The sequence below is a fragment of the Streptomyces tricolor genome, from assembly GCF_002155905.1.
Taxonomy (GTDB): domain Bacteria; phylum Actinomycetota; class Actinomycetes; order Streptomycetales; family Streptomycetaceae; genus Streptomyces; species Streptomyces tricolor.
On sequence record NZ_MUMF01000387.1, the window covers coordinates 1 to 16830 of the forward strand.

Sequence of the window (16830 nt, forward strand, 5' to 3'; positions counted from 1 at the left end):
GGAGCAGGCTGGTCCGGCTGGCGCTGGCCCGGACCGCCCGCATACGACTGCTCGGTCAGCGCCCGCAGCACGGCCGCCGCCAGGAGGTAACCGGTGCCGTGGTCCAGGGCCTGCGCGGGCAGGGCGCCGGGCCGCTCGGCCGTGCCCTCGGTGACCGCGATGCCCGTCGCGACCTGCACCAGGCTGTCGAAGCCGCGCCGCCCGCCCCAGGGGCCGTACCCGCCCCACGCCGACACCTGGGCGACGACGAGGCCGGGACGCCGCTCGGCCAGCGCGTGCGGGGCGAGCCCGAACCGGTCGAGGGTCCCCGGCCGGTACCCGGTCACCACGACGTCGGCCGTGCTCAGCAGCTTCTCGAAGGTGTCCCGGCCGGCGGCCAGATCGAGTGTGGCGGACCGTTTGCCGAAGCCCGTGTCGGCGTGCTGGTCCGGGAGTTCCGGCAGCCAGGGGGCGTCCACGCGCAGGACGTCTGCGCCCAGCAGCGCCAGGGTGCGGGTGGCGACCGGACCCGCCAGCACCCGGGTCAGGTCCAGGACGCGCAGCCCGGCGGCGGGCAGCAGGGCAGGGGCGGCCGGAGCCGGCGGCGCGAACACGCGCGCGGGGGCCGCGTCCAGCCGCGCACGCTCCACCAGCGGGCGTGCGGCCACCTCGGCGGCCTGCGGATGGGCCTGCCACTGCGCGGGCGTGCGCAGGGCCACGGCGAGGCCGCCGGCGCGGTACACGGCCTCCTCGGTCTCCAGCGCGGAGCGCTCGGCGAGCCGTCCGGCGACCGCCTCCGCCGAGGCGTCCGCGGGCAGGCCCAGCGCGCCGAGCAGCCGGTGCCGGTGGTGCGGGTAGTTGGCGTGGGTGCGCACCCAGCCGTCGGCGGCGCGCCAGAACCGCGACAGCGGCGCGAAGGAGACCGGCGCCCGGCCGTCGACCCGGAGCAGCCGCTCGCTGTGGAAGGCGGCGGCCACCGCGCCGTCGTCCACGGTGACCGCCGGCACCTCGGCGAGCCCGGCCCGCCGCGCCCCCAGCTCGGCGGCGGCCAGCGCGCACGCTCCGACACACGCGCGTGCCAGTTCCCGGACGGGCAGCCGGGCGTCGAGCACGTCCGGGCGCACGACGGCCGACACGCGCGACACCAGATCGGGCCGCCCGCCCAGGGCACCCCAGGCATCCTTGATTGCAGTCATTACTTCACTATGCAGTATTGATTCAATCAACACTGCATAGTGAAGAGTTCACGGCGGTGAGGTGCCCCGCCGCCGCGTGCCCCGCGCCGTTACTTGACCGCGCGCAGCGCGTTGACGACGCCCAAGCCGAAGAAGCCGTTCACCCGCTTGCCGCCGACGCAGGTGGCGTCCACGACCCCGTCGCCATTACCGTCGTACGGCTCCGTCGGGCAGCCCGGGTTGTCCGCCTGTGCCTTCAGCAGCGCCTGCAACTGGGCCGGAGTGGCGTGCGGACGGGCCGATTTGAGCAGCGCGGCCACCGCGGCCACGTGCGGCGAGGCCATCGAGGTGCCCTGCAGGAAGCCGTACTGGTTGTTCGGCATGGTGGACAGGATGCGCCCGTTCTTCGACGGCGTGTCCGGGATCTGGTACCGGTCGCCGCCCGGCCCGGCCACGTCGACCACGCCCCGGCCGTAGCTGGAGTAGTACGACTTGGCGCCCTTCACGCCCACCGCGCTCACCGTCACCACACCGGGCAGCTGGGTCGGTATGTCGAAGCACTCGTGCGGGTCGATCGTGCGGGTCTGGGGGGTCGTCGAGTCGTCGGGGCTGGAGTCGTCCACGATCGCGTCGGCGTCCAGGTCGTGGTTGGAGTTGCCCGCCGAGGCGACGTTGAGCGTGCCCTTGCGCTGGGCGTACAGCTGGGCCCTGTTGACCGCGTCGACGATGGCGCGCTGATCGGGGTCGTCCATGCAGTTGTACAGCCACGGATCAACGTAGTAGCTGTTGTTGGTGATCTCGATGCCGTGGTCCGCGGCGAACACGAACGCGCAGACCACGCTCTCCGGGTAGAACAGCGACTTCTCGTCCGGCTGCGACACCGTGATGCTCGCGACCTTCACCCCCGGCGCCACACCGGCCACGCCGACGCCGTTGCGGGCGGCGGCTATCTCACCGGCCACATGGGTGCCGTGGTAGTGGTCGGCGTCCACCGGCCGCCACGCGCCGTACGTCGTGTCCGCCTTGCCGCTCACGCAGTTCGCCGACTGGGACGCCGAGAAGTTCGGGGCGATGTCCGGGTGGGTGTCGTCGACGCCCGTGTCGATGACACCGACGGTCACGTTCCGGCTGCCCGGGTTGATGCGCGCGGCCCGGTCGGCACCGATCGCCCGCAGGTCCCACTGGTCCGCCTCCAGCGGCTCCTCGCCCGCCGCCGCGTTCGCCGTGAGCCGCGCCTGCTCCGCCCGGGACAGGACCTGCGCCGCGCCCTCGTCCGTCGTCCCCGCCGCGCTGAGCGGTGCCGTGCGGGTGGCGCCGGCCGAGTCCACCCCGCGCACCGCACGCATCCGCGCGCCGAAGTCCGGGTTCGCGGAGTGGGCGACGATGACGCCGATCCGGTCGTAACCGGCCACGATCGTGCCGCCGTTGCGCGTTATCTCCCGGCGCACGGACTCGATCGTGCGGCGGTCCGTACGGGTGTTGACCACGTAGGCGAGATTCGGACCGTCCGCCGCCCGCGCCACCGTGCCGGCGGCCGGCGCCGCCGAGGCCACCGACGGCAGGAAGCCGAGCGAGGCGGTCAGCGACAGCACGACCGGCACGGCGAGCGCGAGGCGGCGTCTGGAGCGCAGATGAGCCATGGGATCTCCACATCATCCGGATACGGAACCGCCCGAGACACGGGTCGCGCTCGGGCAGGTACATGACGGGTGGTGCAGGCCGAAGCTATCGGCCGCGCGCGATCTCCGAAAGAGTCCGACGGAGTTGAACCGGTCCGCGCGGGCCGCCGTGACCGTGGACGGGGGCCCGTCACCTCGGTGCCCCCGCCGCCGGAATCACACTGCGGAGTCGCGAGGCGACTACCGGTAACGTGATCCCCGGTCCTGTGAGGCCAGACAGCGCATGTCCGTGACGCGAGGAGAGCCCGTGGCTACCGAGACACCGCCACCCGCGAAACCCCAAGCTTCCCTTCCCTCCACCGAGGAGTTCACCGAGGTGCAGCAGAGCGCGGAGTTCGGTGAACTGCGCCGCGCCCACCGCTCCTTCGCCTTTCCGCTGACCATCGCCTTCGCCGCCTGGTACCTGCTGTACGTCCTGCTCTCCAACTACGCGGGCGACTTCATGGGCACCAAGGTGGCCGGCAACATCAACGTGGCCCTCGTCCTGGGCCTCGCCCAGTTCGTCACCACGTTCCTCATCGCCTGGTGGTACGCGCGGCACGCCGCCGCCAAGCTCGACCCCAGGGCCGAGGCCATCAAGTCCCGGATGGAGGGCGGAGCATGACCCCCGTGCAGCACACCCTCTCGGCCACCGGCCGGGCGTCGCACACCCTGCTCGCCGCCGGCGAGGCCAGCGAGCACCGGACGCTGATCATCACCCTGTTCGCGGTGTTCGTCGCCGCGACCCTCGTCATCACCGTCTGGGCCGGCCGGCAGACCAAGGACGCCGCCGACTTCTACGCCGGCGGACGGCAGTTCACCGGTTTCCAGAACGGCCTCGCCGTCTCCGGCGACTACATGTCCGCCGCATCCTTCCTCGGCATCGCCGGCGCCATCGCCCTCTTCGGCTACGACGGCTTCCTGTACTCCATCGGCTTCCTCGTCGCCTGGCTCGTCGCCCTGCTCCTGGTCGCCGAGCCGCTGCGCAACTCCGGCCGCTACACCATGGGCGACGTGCTGGCCTACCGGATGCGCCAGCGCCCCGTGCGCACGGCCGCCGGCACCTCCACGATCGTGGTGTCGATCTTCTACCTGCTGGCCCAGATGGCCGGCGCAGGCGTCCTCGTCTCCCTGCTCCTCGGCATCACCAGCGACGGCGGCAAGATCGGCATCGTCGCCCTGGTCGGCGTACTGATGATCGTGTACGTCACCATCGGCGGCATGAAGGGCACCACCTGGGTCCAGATGGTCAAGGCGGTCCTGCTGATCGCCGGCGCCCTGCTGCTCACCTTCCTCGTCCTGCTGAAATTCGACTTCGACGTCTCCGAGCTGCTCGGCAGGGCCGCCGACAACAGCGGCAAGGGCAGCGCCTTCCTGGAGCCCGGCCTGAAGTACGGCGCCACCGGCACCACCAAGCTGGACTTCCTCTCGCTCGGCATCGCCCTGGTCCTGGGCACCGCCGGTCTGCCGCACATCCTGATCCGCTTCTACACGGTCCCCACCGCCAAGGCCGCCCGGAAGTCCGTCATCTGGGCGATCGGCCTGATCGGCGCCTTCTACCTGATGACCCTCGCCCTCGGCTTCGGCGCCGCCGCCCTGATCAAACCGGGCGAGATCATCGCCTCCAACAAGGCGGGCAACACCGCGGCCCCCCTCCTGGCGCTGCACCTGGGCGGCGTCGACTCCAACTGGGGAGCCATCCTGCTCGCCACCATCTCCGCGGTCGCCTTCGCCACGATTCTCGCGGTCGTCGCCGGCCTGACCCTGGCCTCCTCGTCCTCGTTCGCGCACGACATCTACGCGAACGTCATCAAGCGGGGCCAGGCCACCGACAAGCAGGAGGTGAGCGCGGCCCGCTGGGCGACCGTCGGCATCGGCGCGGTCTCGATCGTCCTCGGCGCCCTGGCCCGCGACCTCAACGTGGCCGGCCTGGTCGCCCTCGCCTTCGCGGTCGCCGCCTCCGCCAACCTGCCGACCATCCTCTACAGCCTGTTCTGGAAGCGGTTCACCACCACCGGCGCCCTGTGGTCCATCTACGGCGGCCTGGTCACCGCGGTCGGCCTGGTGCTGTTCTCGCCGGTGGTCTCCGGCAAGCCGACCTCGATGTTCCCCGACGTCGACTTCCACTGGTTCCCGCTGGAGAACCCCGGCCTCATCTCCATCCCGGTCGGATTCCTGCTCGGCGTCGTGGGCACCCTGCTGTCGAAGGAGACCCCGGACGCGGGCAAGTACGCGGAACTGGAGGTGCGGTCCCTGACCGGCACCGGAGCGCACTGACGCAGCGCACCGACGGTTCGTACCGACGACCGCGTCGTCCGGGACTGTACGGTCCTACGACGCGGTCGCGTCGTCCTCGTGGGATCGGGCCGCTGTCGATGTCAGCGGGGTCACGTAGGCTCACTGGTGACGCAGGACGCATGCCCGACCGAAAATGGGTGACCGGCAGAGGGAGGGGGCCCACGTGCTCATCGACACTTACGGCCGAGTGGCCACCGACCTGAGGGTCTCGTTGACCGACCGGTGCAATCTGCGCTGCACCTACTGCATGCCCGAGGAGGGCCTGCAGTGGCTGGCCAAGCCCGACCTGCTCACGGACGACGAGATCGTCCGGCTCATCGACATCGCGGTCCGCACGCTCGGCATCGAGGAGGTCCGCTTCACCGGCGGCGAGCCGCTGCTGCGCCCGGGCCTGGTCGGCATCGTCGAGCGCGTCGCGGCCCTCGCGCCGCGCCCGCAGATGTCCCTCACCACCAACGGCATCGGCCTCAGGCGCACCGCGACCGCCCTGAAGGCGGCGGGCCTGGACCGGGTCAACGTCTCCCTGGACACCCTCCGCCCGGACGTCTTCAAGACCCTCACCCGGCGCGACCGCCACAAGGACGTACTGGAGGGCCTCGAAGCCGCCCGCGAGGCCGGTCTGACCCCCGTCAAGGTCAACTCCGTCCTGATGCCGGGGCTGAACGACGACGAGGCCCCGGACCTGCTCGCCTGGGCGGTGGAGCACGACTACGAGCTGCGCTTCATCGAGCAGATGCCCCTGGACGCCCAGCACGGCTGGAAGCGCGAGGGCATGGTCACCGCCGGGGACATCCTGGCCTCCCTGCGCACCCGCTTCGAGCTCAGCCCCGAGGGCGCGGCCGAGCGCGGTTCGGCACCCGCGGAGCGCTGGCTGGTGGACGGCGGCCCGCACCGGGTCGGCGTGATCGCCTCGGTCACCCGGCCGTTCTGCGCGGCCTGCGACCGCACCCGCCTCACCGCCGACGGCCAGATACGGACCTGCCTGTTCGCCACCGAGGAGACCGACCTGCGCGCGGCCCTGCGCTCGGGCGCCCCGGACGAGGAGATCGCCCGCATCTGGCGCCTGGCGATGTGGGGCAAGAAGGCGGGAGCGGGCCTGGACGACCCGTCGTTCGTCCAGCCGGACCGCCCGATGTCCGCGATCGGCGGCTAGGACGACCTGCCGGCACCCCAGGTCGCCGCCGACCCCCTCGGCCCGGGCAGGCCCCGGCCGACGGTCGGCTCCAGGCCCCGCGGCCCTAGGCATGGCCCGGCTGGCTGGTTGGCTTTAGGTCCCGCGGCTCTGGCGGGCCCTGGTCGGCGGTCGGCTTCTGGATCTTCGGCCCCGGCGGGCTCTGGTCGGCGGTGCGCTTCAGGCCCCGCGGCCCTGGGCACGGCCCGGCTGGCTGGTCGGCTTTAGGTCCCGCGGCTCTGGCGGGCCCTGGTCAGCGGTCGGCTTCAGGCTCTTCGGCTCAGGCAAGCACCGGTCGGCGGTTCGCTTCAGGCCCCGCGGCCCCGGGCACGGCCCGGCTGGCCGGTCGGCTTCAGGCCCCGCGGCCCCGGCAAGATCCGGCCGGCCGCACGGCCCTAGGCTCCCTCGGCCGCCCGCCACTCCTCGAACGCCACCACGTCCTTCAAGAACCCCCGGACGCCCAGGAACTGCGACAGATGCTCGCGGTGCTCCTCGCAGGCCAGCCATGTCTTGCGCCGCTCCGGCGTATGGATCTTCGGGTTGTTCCACGCCAGCACCCACACGGCAGTGGCACGGCAGCCCTTGGCGGAGCAGATCGGGGTCTCGTCACTCACGGTTTCGTCTCGGGTTCGTCGTTTCACGAAGGGGCGCGAACACGGCGACGCCGGGCAGCCACGGGGGGAGCTGCCCGGCGTCGGTCCATCGCTCCGACGGGGGATGCGGAGCGCGTACGCAGTATGTCACGGGTACCCCGCCGCCCGGCACCGGAACAGCAGGATTGATCTGAGCTTTTCCTGAGCTTGACGTACGACGGCATTCCGCTTCCGCCGCTCCCGCCGCGTCCGTCGTGCTCAGGCGGGCCCGGGACGCTCACCACGCACTCCGGCCGCCGGATTCGCCGGCCCGTCCCCCGGCGCGGACTCCCGTACGGATTGCCACGCCTCCGCCCGTTCGTCCTCGGCCGGAGCCGGCGCGATCATCGGTCTCATCGGAGCGGTGACGAAGGTCGACGGTAGGGACGGCGGCCTCTCCCGGCCCGCGTTGGCGATCACCACGGCGATGTAGGGGAGGGCCGCACCGAGCACGAGCGCGACGATGGCGACGTAGCGCTCGACGTTCCACAGCGCGACCGCGAGGATCACCGACACGGTACGGATCGACATCGAGATCACGTACCGCCGCTGCCGGCCCCGGACATCCTCGGCGAGTCCGGTCCGGGCACCGGTGATCCGGAAAACCTGGCCGCTCCCGCCGTGCTGCTTCCGCATCACATTCCACCATCCGCCCGCATCGGACTCTCCCCGGCCCGCATCCTCGTCCACCCCCGGCGGGGAACCGGGCCGTGACACCTCCCACGGTACGCCGCGCCCCCGCCGCCTTCGAGACCGGGTCGCCCACTGCCTGCGACGACGCCGCAGACGACGCCGCGTACGGGGGAGCCCGACATGCGCCGTACGGCGGACCGCACCACACTGGCGGTAATGCTCACGTCGAGCCGTACGAGGAGGCAGCCATGGGCTGGTTGTGGGCGATCATCGTGGGATTCGTGCTGGGCCTCATCGCCAAGGCGGTCATCCCGGGCAAGCAGCACAGTCCCCTGTGGCTGACCACCATCTGCGGCATGCTGGGCGCCATCGTGGGCAACGCGGTGGCCCGCGCGGCCGGCGTGGAGGCGACCCCCGGCATCGACTGGAGCCGGCACGCCTTCCAGCTCGTGGCGGCGATCATCATCGTCGCGGCCGTGGACGCCCTGTACATGGCGACGCTGGGGAAGCGGAAGCACCAGCGGGCCTGAGCCCTCGGGCGCCCTGAGGGCAGCGCCGCGAATGGGGCGCGGGGGAGTGCTCGCTCCGCGGCTCCGCCGCGTGGGCGCGACCCCACGACGAAGCAAGCCGCAGCCGCCGACTCACCCACGCCCCTGCGACGCTCAGGCGCCGGTGACCTCGACGGCGGCCAGGTTCTTCTTCCCGCGCCGCAGCACCAGCCACCGTCCGTGGATCAGGTCCTCGGCGGTGGGCACCGCGTCCTCAGCGGTGACCTTCACGTTGTTCACGTAGGCCCCGCCCTCCTTCACGGTGCGCCGCGCGGCGGACTTGCTGGCGACCAGGCCGACCTCGGCGAACAGGTCCACCACCGGAGCCGGCTCGGTCACCTGGACGTGCGGCACCTCGGACAGGGCCGCCGCGAGCGTCCGCTCGTCCAGCTCCGCCAGCTCGCCCTGCCCGAAGAGGGCGCGGGACGCGGCGATCACCGCGGCCGTCTGCTCGGCGCCGTGCACCAGCGTCGTCAGCTCCTCGGCGAGCGCCCGCTGCGCCGCCCGGGCCTGCGGACGCTCCTGCGTCTGCCGCTCCAGCTCCTCGATCTCCTCACGGGACCGGAAGCTGAAGATGCGCAGGAACTTGGAGACGTCCCGGTCGTCCGCGTTGACCCAGAACTGGTAGAACGCGTACGGCGTGGTCATCTCGGGGTCGAGCCACACCGTGCCGGACTCGGTCTTGCCGAACTTGGTGCCGTCCGCCTTGGTGATCAGCGGGGTGCCCAGCGCGTGCACCACGGCGTCCGGCTCGACCCGGTGGATCAGGTCCGTGCCCGAGGTGAGGTTGCCCCACTGGTCGCTGCCGCCGGTCTGCAGCGTGCAGCCGTGCCGCCGGTACAGCTCCAGGAAGTCCATGCCCTGCAGGATCTGGTAGCTGAACTCGGTGTAGCTGATGCCCGCGTCGGAGTTGAGCCGGCGGGAGACGGCCTCCTTGGCGATCATCTTGTTGACGCGGAAGTGCTTGCCGATGTCCCGCAGGAACTCGATGGCCGACAGGCCCTGGGTCCAGTCCAGGTTGTTGACCATCACCGCGGCGTTCGGCCCGTCGAAGTGGAGCAGCGGCTCGATCTGGGCGCGCAGCCGCTCCACCCAGCCGGCCACCACCTCCGGCGCGTTCAGCGTGCGCTCGGCGGTGGGCTTGGGGTCGCCGATGAGACCCGTGGCACCGCCGACCAGCGCCAGCGGACGGTTGCCCGCCTCCTGGATGCGGCGCATCGTCAGGATCTGCACCAGGTTGCCCAGGTGCAGGCTGGGCGCGGTCGGGTCGAAGCCGCAATAGAACGTGACGGGGCCGTCCGCGAACGCCTTGCGCAGTGCGTCCTCGTCCGTGGAGAGGGCGATGAGCCCCCGCCACTTCAGCTCGTCGACGATGTCCGTCACGGTTCTCGTGTCTCCTTGGTGATCTTCGGGCCGTCGGGTGACAGCCGACTACGAGGTTATACGCCCTGGCTGACAGAGCTCATATTGAAATCGGGGATCCGCAGCGCGGGCATCGCGGCCCGGGTGAACCAGTCGCTCCACTCGCGCGGCAGCGTCTTCTCGGTCCGCCCGGCCTCCGTGGCCCGGCCCAGCAGGTCCACCGGCGACTCGTTGAACCGGAAGTTGTTCACCTGCCCGGTGACCTCGCCGTTCTCCACGAGGTAGACGCCGTCCCGGGTCAGGCCCGTCAGCAGCAGCGTCGCCGGGTCCACCTCGCGGATGTACCACAGGCAGGTCAGCAGCAGCCCGCGCTCGGTGGCCGCGACCATCTCCTCCAGCGAGCGGTCGTCCCCGCCGTCCAGGATCAGGTTGCCCAGCACCGGGGCGACCGGCAGGCCGGTCAGGCCCGCGCTGTGCCGGGTGGTGGTCAGGTGCTTGAGCACGCCCTCGCCGATCCACTCCGTGGCGTGGGCCGGCAGCCCGTTGTCGAACACCGACTGGTCGCCGCCGGAGGAGTGGGCGATCAGGAACGGCGGGCACTCCAGGCCGGGCTCGTTCGGGTCGCTGCGCAGCGTCAGTGGCAGCTCGCTCAGCTTCTCGCCGACCCGGGTGCCGCCTCCGGGCTTGGAGAAGACCGTCCGCCCCTCGGCCGCGTCCCGGCCCGACGCCGACCACAGCTGGTAGATCAGCAGGTCCGCCACGGCGGTGGGCGGCAGCAGCGTCTCGTAGCGGCCCGCGGGCAGGTCAAGGCGCCGCTCCGCCCAGCCCAGCCGTACGGCCAGCTCGGCGTCCAGCGCGCCCGGGTCGACGTCCTTGAAGTCGCGGGTGGACCGGCCGGCCCACGCCGAGCGGGTGCGGTCCGGTGACTTGGCGTTCAGCTCCAGCGTGCCGGTGGGCTGGTCGTGCCTCAGCCGCAGCCCGGTGGACGTCCCCAGGTACGTCGACACCAGCTCGTGGTTGGCGAAGCCGTACAGCTCCCGGCCGCCGGCACGCGCGCGTGCGAAGGCCTCGCCGAGGGCCGGGGCGAAGTCGGCGAACACGGCGGAGGACGTCTCGGCGGGCGCGTCCGTGAAGTCGGGAGACTCGGGAACCCCGGTGACCAGCGGCTGCGCGTCCTCGGCGGGCCCGGCACCGCGCGCGGCGGCCTCGGCGGCCCGCACCAGCGGCTCCAGCTCCTCCGCGGTGACCGCGGACCGCGACACCACACCGGAGGCGGTGCCCTCCTTGCCGTCCACGGTCGCGATCACGGTGAGCGTACGGCCCCGCGTCACACCGTTGGTGGTGAGCGCGTTGCCCGCCCAGCGCAGGTTGGCGGTGGAGTGCTCGTCGGCGATGACGACGCAGCCGTCGGCGCGGGACAGCGCGAGCGCCTGCTCGACGATCTCGTGCGGCTGGTTGGTGCGGGCGCTCATCGGCCGGCCTCCTGCGTGGTGTTGAGGATGTTGACGCCCTTGAAGAGGGCGGACGGGCACCCGTGGGACACGGCGGCGACCTGCCCCGGCTGGGCCTTGCCGCAGTTGAAGGCACCGCCGAGCACGTAGGTCTGCGGCCCGCCCACGGCGGCCATCGAGCCCCAGAAGTCCGTGGTCGTGGCCTGGTAGGCGACGTCCTTCAGCTGTCCGGTGATCCGCCCGTTCTCGATCTTGAAGAAGCGCTGGCCGGTGAACTGGAAGTTGTACCGCTGCATGTCGATCGACCAGGACCGGTCGCCGACCACGTAGATGCCCCGGTCGACGCCCCCGATCAGGTCCTCGGTGGACAGCCCGGCCGGGTCCGGCCGCAGCGAGACATTGGCCATGCGCTGCACCGGCACGTGCGCGGGCGAGTCGGCGTACGCGCAGCCGTTGGACCGCTCGAACCCGGTCAGCCGGGCGATCCGCCGGTCCAGCTGGTAGCCCACCAGCGTGCCGTCCTTCACCAGGTCCCAGGACTGGGCCTCGACGCCCTCGTCGTCGTAGCCGATGGTGGCGAGGCCGTGCTCGGCGGTGCGGTCGCCGGTGACGTTCATCAGCTCGGAGCCGTACTTCAGCTTGCCCAGCTGGTCGAAGGTGGCGAAGGAGGTGCCGGCGTACGCGGCCTCGTAGCCGAGGGCGCGGTCCAGCTCGGTGGCGTGGCCGATGGACTCGTGGATGGTCAGCCACAGGTTGGACGGGTCGATCACCAGGTCGTACAGGCCCGGCTCCACGCTGGGCGCCCGCATCTTCTCGGCGAGCAGCTCCGGGATCCGCGCCAGCTCGGCGTCCCAGTCCCAGCCGGTCCCGGTCAGGTACTCCCAGCCGCGCCCCGCCGGCGGCGCGAGGGTGCGCATCGAGTCGAACTCGCCGCTCGACTCGTCGACCGACACCGCCGTCAGCTGCGGATGCAGCCGCACCCGCTGCTGGGTCGTCACGGTCCCGGCCGTATCGGCGTAGAACTTGTTCTCGTGGACGGTGAGCAGCGAGGCGTCCACGTGGTCGACGCCGTTCGCGGCCAGCAGCCGGCTGCTCCACTCCGCGAGCAGCGCCGACTTCTCCTCGTCCGGCACCGAGAACGGGTCGATCTCGTACGACGACACCCACGTCCGGTCGGCGTGCACCGGCTCGTCGGCCAGCTCGACGCGCTCGTCGGACCCGGCGGCCTTGATCACCTGCGCGGACAGCTTGGCCATGGCCACCGCCTGCGAGGCGACCCGGGCGGCGGCGTCCATGGTCAGATCCACCCCGGAGGCGAAGCCCCACGTACCCCCGTGCACGACCCGCACCGCGTACCCGAGGTCGGTGGTGTCCGACGATCCGGCGGGCCTGGCGTCCCGCAGCCGCCAGGCGGCACTGCGCACCCGCTCGAACCGGAAGTCCGCGTGCTCGGCCCCCAGCGCACGCGCGCGTGCGAGCGCGGCGTCGGCGAGGGCCCTGAGGGGAAGCGCCGTGAAGGCTTCGTCGATGGAATGAGGCACGGAGGTCTCCCTGCTGTCGTGGCCTGTCGCGTCCGATCATGTCGCGTGAGCGGGCGGGCGGACCACCTGTTCGGGTCCCGGAAACCGGCTCCTTCTGTAGGGACCCGACAGTGACACCCCCGCGCCACTGTCGGTGCCCGCTTGCCCGTGCGCGTGGCGGTACCGATAGGTTTTCGATGAAGCCGCCTGCCATCCAGGGATTCGGGCGGATCTGTCAGACCGCTATCGAAAGGGTGATCCGTTGAGCCGCTCGGTTCTCGTCACCGGAGGCAACCGGGGCATCGGCCTCGCCATCGCCCGCGCTTTCGCCGACGCCGGCGACAAGGTTGCGATCACGTATCGCTCGGGTGAGCCGCCGGCCGGCTTCCTGGCCGTCAAGTGCGACATCACCGATCCGGAGCAGGTGGAGCAGGCCTACAAGGAGATCGAGGACCAGCACGGTCCGGTGGAGGTCCTGATCGCCAACGCCGGCGTGACCAAGGACCAGCTCTTGATGCGCATGTCCGAGGACGACTTCACCTCGGTCATCGACACCAACCTCACGGGCACCTTCCGGGTCGTCAAGCGCGCCAACCGCGGCATGCTGCGCGCCAAGAAGGGCCGGGTCGTCCTGATCTCGTCCGTGGTCGGTCTGCTGGGCTCGGCGGGGCAGGCGAACTACGCCGCCTCCAAGGCCGCCCTGGTCGGCTTCGCGCGTTCCCTCGCCCGGGAGCTGGGCTCGCGCAACATCACCTTCAACGTCGTCGCGCCCGGCTTCGTCGACACCGACATGACCAAGGTGCTCAGCGACGAGCAGCGCCAGAACATCGTCGCGCAGGTGCCGCTCGGCCGTTACGCGCAGCCCGAGGAGATCGCCGCCACGGTGCGGTTCCTCGCCTCGGACGACGCCTCGTACATCACTGGAGCCGTCATTCCGGTTGACGGCGGACTGGGAATGGGTCACTGATCACCATGAGCGGAATTCTCGAGGGCAAGCGCATCCTGGTCACGGGTGTGCTGATGGAGTCCTCCATCGCCTTCCACGTCGCCAAGCTCGCCCAGGAGCAGGGTGCCGAGATCATCTTGACCGCGTTCCCGCGGCCCACGCTGACCGAGCGCATCGCCAAGAAGCTGCCGAAGCCGGCCAAGGTCATCGAGCTGGACGTGACGAACGAGGAGCACCTCGCGCGCCTGGCCGACGTGGTCGGCGAGGAGCTGGGCGGCCTGGACGGCCTCGTGCACTCCATCGGCTTCGCGCCGCAGGACGCGCTCGGCGGCAACTTCCTGAACACGCCGTTCGAGTCGGTGGCCACCGCCATGCACGTCTCGGCGTTCTCCCTGAAGTCGCTGACCATGGCCTGCCTGCCGCTGATGCAGAACGGCGGCTCGGTCGTCGGCCTCACCTTCGACGCCCAGTACGCCTGGCCGCAGTACGACTGGATGGGCCCGGCCAAGGCCGCCCTGGAGGCGACCAACCGCTACATGGCGCGCGACCTGGGCAAGCAGAACATCCGCTGCAACCTCATCTCGGCGGGCCCGATCGGCTCCATGGCCGCCAAGTCCATTCCGGGCTTCAGCGAGCTGGCCTCCGTGTGGGACTCCCGCTCCCCGCTGGAGTGGGACCTGAAGGACCCCGAGCCGGCCGGCCGCGGTGTCGTGGCCCTGCTGAGCGACTGGTTCCCGAAGACCACGGGCGAGATCATCCACGTCGACGGCGGCCTGCACGCCATCGGCGCCTGATCGCCCGAGCAGCACCGACGCCCCGTTTCCCGCCGTCGGCGGGGAGCGGGGCGTCACCCGTTCGGCTCACCGGCCGGGCCGCCGCCGCGCCGGCGGCGCACCCTGGATTACGCCGTCCCCCGCGCGTCCCTCCGCAGCCCGGCCGAGGAGGTCCCCTTGTGCGCCTGTCCCGCAGCCTGGCCCCGGTGACCGTGGCCCTGGCCCTCGTGCTGTCGCTGCCGTACGACGCGCTGCCGCACGCGCGCGTGAGCGACGGCAAGCCGCCCGCGCCGAGCCGGTTCGGCGCCTCGTGCCGTACGGCCGTGCAGGGCTCCCACGTGGAGGCCTACTGCCACAATCCCTATGTCGACACCGACCGGGTGCGGCTGCACATCGAGTGCGACCGCTGGTGGGACATCGACACCGACAGCGCGCCCGTGGACGTCGAGCCCGCCCTGACCGTACGGCTCACCGGGCGGTGCTGGAAGGAGGTCCGCTCGGTCTGGATCAGCCACCAGAAGGCGCGGTGAACCGGCCCGGGTTGCACAGGAACGGATAGCTCCCGGCCTCCGCCGACGCCGCCTCCGCGTCCCCCGCGCGGATCGCGTCCACCAGGCGCGCGTGGTCCATGTGCGTCTCCGGCGTCAGCTCCGCCCCCACGTCCGCGCGCAGCCAGTCCCGCAGCACCTCGCCCAGGTCGGCGTACATCGCGGTCATCACGTCGTTGTGGCTGGCGGCCACCACGGCCAGGTGGAAGGTGGCGTCGGCGGTCACGAAGGCCTCCGCGTCGCCGCTCTCCCAGACCTCCTCCCGCCGGGCCAGCAGCGTGTCCAGCTGCTTGAGGTCCTTCTCGGTACGCCGCTCGGCGGCCAGCTTCGCCGCGGCCGACTCCAGCGTGGCCCGCAGCTCGGCGATGTGCCGCGGGTCGGCGTCGGCGAAGCGGCGGTGCATCACGCCGGCCAGCTCGCTCGTGGCCACGACGTACGTTCCGGAGCCCTGGCGGATGTCCAGCAGGCCGTTGTGGGCGAGCGCCCGGACGGCCTCACGGACGGTGTTGCGGGCGACTCCGAGCTGCTCGACCAGTTCCGGCTCCGTCGGGATGCGCGAGCCGACCGGCCACTCGCCGGAGGTGATCTGGTGCCGCAGTTCGGCGATGACCTGCTCGGACAGCGCCGACCGGCGCGGGTGGCTCAAAGGCATGGCACACCTTCGCACGAGAGGCCCGGGCGGGAGAGCCACGGGGTCCGACGGGATGGACAACCAATCATCCCATGATTCTATGATGGGTCTCATGGTGAGTGAGGAAACCCGGACAGTGGAGACCCGTACGGCGATGTCATCGACCGAACGCGGCACGGCCGGCGCGACGCGCGCCCAAGGGCCGGCGCCCGGCGCGGACCGCACACGCGCGTGGGCGGTCCGGCTGGTCGTCGTCGGCATCGTGCTCTCCGCGCTGAACCTCCGTCCCGCCATCACCAGCCTCGGCGCCCTCCTGGAGGAAGTCCGCGACGGGCTCGGCATGAGCGGCAGCGTGGCCGGCCTGCTCACCTCCGTGCCCCCGCTGTGCTTCGCCGTCTTCGGGGTCACCGCGCCCCGCCTGGCCCGCCGCTTCGGACCGGCGGCCGTGGTGTGCGCCGGCATGGCCGCCATCACCGCCGGCCTGCTCATACGGCCGTACGTCGGCAACACGGCCGGATTCCTGGCCGCCAGCGCGCTCGCCCTGATGGGCATCGCCGTCAGCAATGTCCTGATGCCGGTCATCGTCAAGCGCTGGTTCCCCGACCGGGTCGGCTCCATGACCGGCCTGTACTCGATGGCCCTCGCCCTCGGCACCTCCGTCGCCGCCGCGGTGACCGTTCCCCTGACCGACGCCATGGGCGGCGGCTGGCAGCCCGGTCTCGCCGTGTGGGCGGCCCTCGCCGCCGCGGCCGTGCTGCCCTGGCTGCCGCTCGTCCGCGACCGCGGCACCGAGGCCGCCCGCCCGGAGGAACCGGCGCGCCAGGCCGCGCAGCACGACGCCCCCCTGCGCATCACCCGCAGCCGGACGGCCTGGTCGCTCGCCGTCTTCTTCGGCCTCCAGGCCACCGCCGCCTACATCACCATGGGCTGGATGCCGCAGATCTTCCGGGACGCCGGCGTCCCGGCGGGCACCGCGGGCGTGCTGCTCGCCGTCACCATGGTGATGGGCGTGCCGCTGGCCTTCGTCATCCCGCGGGTCGCCACCCGGCTGCCCCACCAGGGCCCGATCGTGCTGGTCCTGGGCTTCTGCGGCCTCGCCGGGTACGCCGGGCTGTACCTCGCCCCGGCCGGTGGTGCCTGGGCCTGGGCGCTGCTGCTCGGCGTCTCCAACTGCGCCTTCCCGCTCGCGCTGACGATGGTCGGCATGCGGGCCCGCAGCGGCCCGGGCGTGGCCCAGCTGTCCGCGTTCGCGCAGAGCACCGGCTATCTGATCTCCATCCCCGGCCCGCTGCTGGTAGAGCACGCCGACCAGCAGCGGGCCGGGGATGGAGATCAGATAGCCGGTGCTCTGCGCGAACGCGGACAGCTGGGCCACGCCCGGGCCGCTGCGGGCCCGCATGCCGACCATCGTCAGCGCGAGCGGGAAGGCGCAGTTGGAGACGCCGAGCAGCAGCGCCCAGGCCCAGGCACCACCGGCCGGGGCGAGGTACAGCCCGGCGTACCCG

16 protein-coding genes are annotated in these 16830 nt (G+C 71.9%); 8 read left to right on the forward strand and 8 right to left on the reverse strand.

The annotated features are described in order from the left end of the window. Both CCN44_RS26240 and CCN44_RS26245 read right to left on the reverse strand, forming a co-directional pair. Positions 1–1175 (reverse strand): CoA transferase (locus tag CCN44_RS26240; protein ID WP_107502109.1); only part of this gene is annotated, 1175 nt, incomplete at its 3' end. An 89-nt stretch (positions 1176–1264) separates the two neighbouring features. Beyond that, positions 1265–2794, reverse strand: coding sequence for a S8 family peptidase (locus CCN44_RS26245; protein WP_086700101.1), 1530 nt, complete (start codon positions 2792–2794; stop codon positions 1265–1267). Positions 2795–3080: 286 nt separating this feature from the next. Between CCN44_RS26245 and CCN44_RS26250 the strand changes: the two genes are divergently transcribed. The 3 genes from CCN44_RS26250 to moaA all read left to right on the forward strand — a co-directional run bounded on the left by CCN44_RS26250 (position 3081) and on the right by moaA (position 6263). Then, the gene (locus CCN44_RS26250) at positions 3081–3437 is read left to right on the forward strand and encodes a DUF485 domain-containing protein (protein ID WP_059248572.1); all 357 of its coding nucleotides are present in this window, start codon (positions 3081–3083) and stop codon (positions 3435–3437) included. After that, positions 3434–5089 carry a solute symporter family protein gene (locus CCN44_RS26255; protein ID WP_086700104.1) on the forward strand — a complete coding sequence of 552 codons (1656 nt, stop codon included), beginning with the start codon at positions 3434–3436 and terminating at the stop codon, positions 5087–5089. The genes CCN44_RS26250 and CCN44_RS26255 overlap by 4 nt, the downstream gene beginning before the upstream one ends. A gap of 184 nt (positions 5090–5273) precedes the next feature. Next, complete coding sequence (gene moaA / locus CCN44_RS26260) at positions 5274–6263, forward strand: GTP 3',8-cyclase MoaA (RefSeq protein WP_059254884.1); 990 nt, start codon at positions 5274–5276, stop codon at positions 6261–6263. Positions 6264–6676: 413 nt separating this feature from the next. Here moaA and CCN44_RS26265 read toward each other — a convergent pair whose 3' ends face one another. After that, positions 6677–6895 carry a hypothetical protein gene (locus CCN44_RS26265; protein ID WP_059248570.1) on the reverse strand — a complete coding sequence of 73 codons (219 nt, stop codon included), beginning with the start codon at positions 6893–6895 and terminating at the stop codon, positions 6677–6679. 237 nt (positions 6896–7132) lie between these two features. Further along, entirely contained in the window at positions 7133–7549 is a 417-nt protein-coding gene (locus tag CCN44_RS26270) for a DUF3099 domain-containing protein (protein ID WP_059248569.1), read from the reverse strand. A gap of 245 nt (positions 7550–7794) precedes the next feature. Here CCN44_RS26270 and CCN44_RS26275 point away from each other — a divergent pair, with 245 nt between their 5' ends. Continuing rightward, the gene (locus CCN44_RS26275; protein WP_059248568.1) at positions 7795–8076 is read left to right on the forward strand and encodes a GlsB/YeaQ/YmgE family stress response membrane protein; all 282 of its coding nucleotides are present in this window, start codon (positions 7795–7797) and stop codon (positions 8074–8076) included. 132 nt (positions 8077–8208) lie between these two features. On the opposite strand, the gene tyrS is transcribed toward CCN44_RS26275, so the two are convergent. The 3 genes from tyrS to CCN44_RS26290 are packed head-to-tail and all read right to left on the reverse strand — an operon-like array spanning position 8209 to position 12448. Further along, positions 8209–9477, reverse strand: a complete 1269-nt coding sequence (gene tyrS / locus CCN44_RS26280) for a tyrosine--tRNA ligase (RefSeq protein WP_086700108.1) — start codon at positions 9475–9477, stop codon at positions 8209–8211. Positions 9478–9533: 56 nt separating this feature from the next. Next, positions 9534–10928 carry a metallopeptidase TldD-related protein gene (locus CCN44_RS26285; RefSeq protein ID WP_059248566.1) on the reverse strand — a complete coding sequence of 465 codons (1395 nt, stop codon included), beginning with the start codon at positions 10926–10928 and terminating at the stop codon, positions 9534–9536. Continuing rightward, on the reverse strand, positions 10925–12448 hold the full coding sequence (locus CCN44_RS26290; RefSeq protein ID WP_059248565.1) for a TldD/PmbA family protein: 1524 nt from the start codon (positions 12446–12448) through the stop codon (positions 10925–10927). The genes CCN44_RS26285 and CCN44_RS26290 overlap by 4 nt, the downstream gene beginning before the upstream one ends. A gap of 241 nt (positions 12449–12689) precedes the next feature. On the opposite strand from CCN44_RS26290, the gene fabG reads away from it, so the two are divergent. The 3 genes from fabG (at position 12690) to CCN44_RS26305 (ending at position 14676) form a co-directional block, all read left to right on the forward strand. Further along, positions 12690–13394, forward strand: a complete 705-nt coding sequence (gene fabG / locus CCN44_RS26295; protein ID WP_086700110.1) for a 3-oxoacyl-[acyl-carrier-protein] reductase — start codon at positions 12690–12692, stop codon at positions 13392–13394. Positions 13395–13399: 5 nt separating this feature from the next. Continuing rightward, positions 13400–14167 (forward strand): enoyl-ACP reductase FabI, encoded by a 768-nt coding sequence (gene fabI / locus CCN44_RS26300; RefSeq protein WP_059248563.1) that lies wholly within the window; start codon positions 13400–13402, stop codon positions 14165–14167. 158 nt (positions 14168–14325) lie between these two features. Continuing rightward, complete coding sequence (locus tag CCN44_RS26305) at positions 14326–14676, forward strand: hypothetical protein (protein ID WP_059248562.1); 351 nt, start codon at positions 14326–14328, stop codon at positions 14674–14676. Here the strand turns inward: CCN44_RS26305 and CCN44_RS26310 are convergent. Further along, entirely contained in the window at positions 14654–15346 is a 693-nt protein-coding gene (locus CCN44_RS26310; RefSeq protein WP_059248561.1) for a FadR/GntR family transcriptional regulator, read from the reverse strand. The genes CCN44_RS26305 and CCN44_RS26310 overlap by 23 nt on opposite strands. 133 nt (positions 15347–15479) lie before the next feature. Here CCN44_RS26310 and CCN44_RS26315 point away from each other — a divergent pair. Next, positions 15480–16830 (forward strand): CynX/NimT family MFS transporter (locus tag CCN44_RS26315; RefSeq protein WP_414820522.1); only part of this gene is annotated, 1351 nt, incomplete at its 3' end.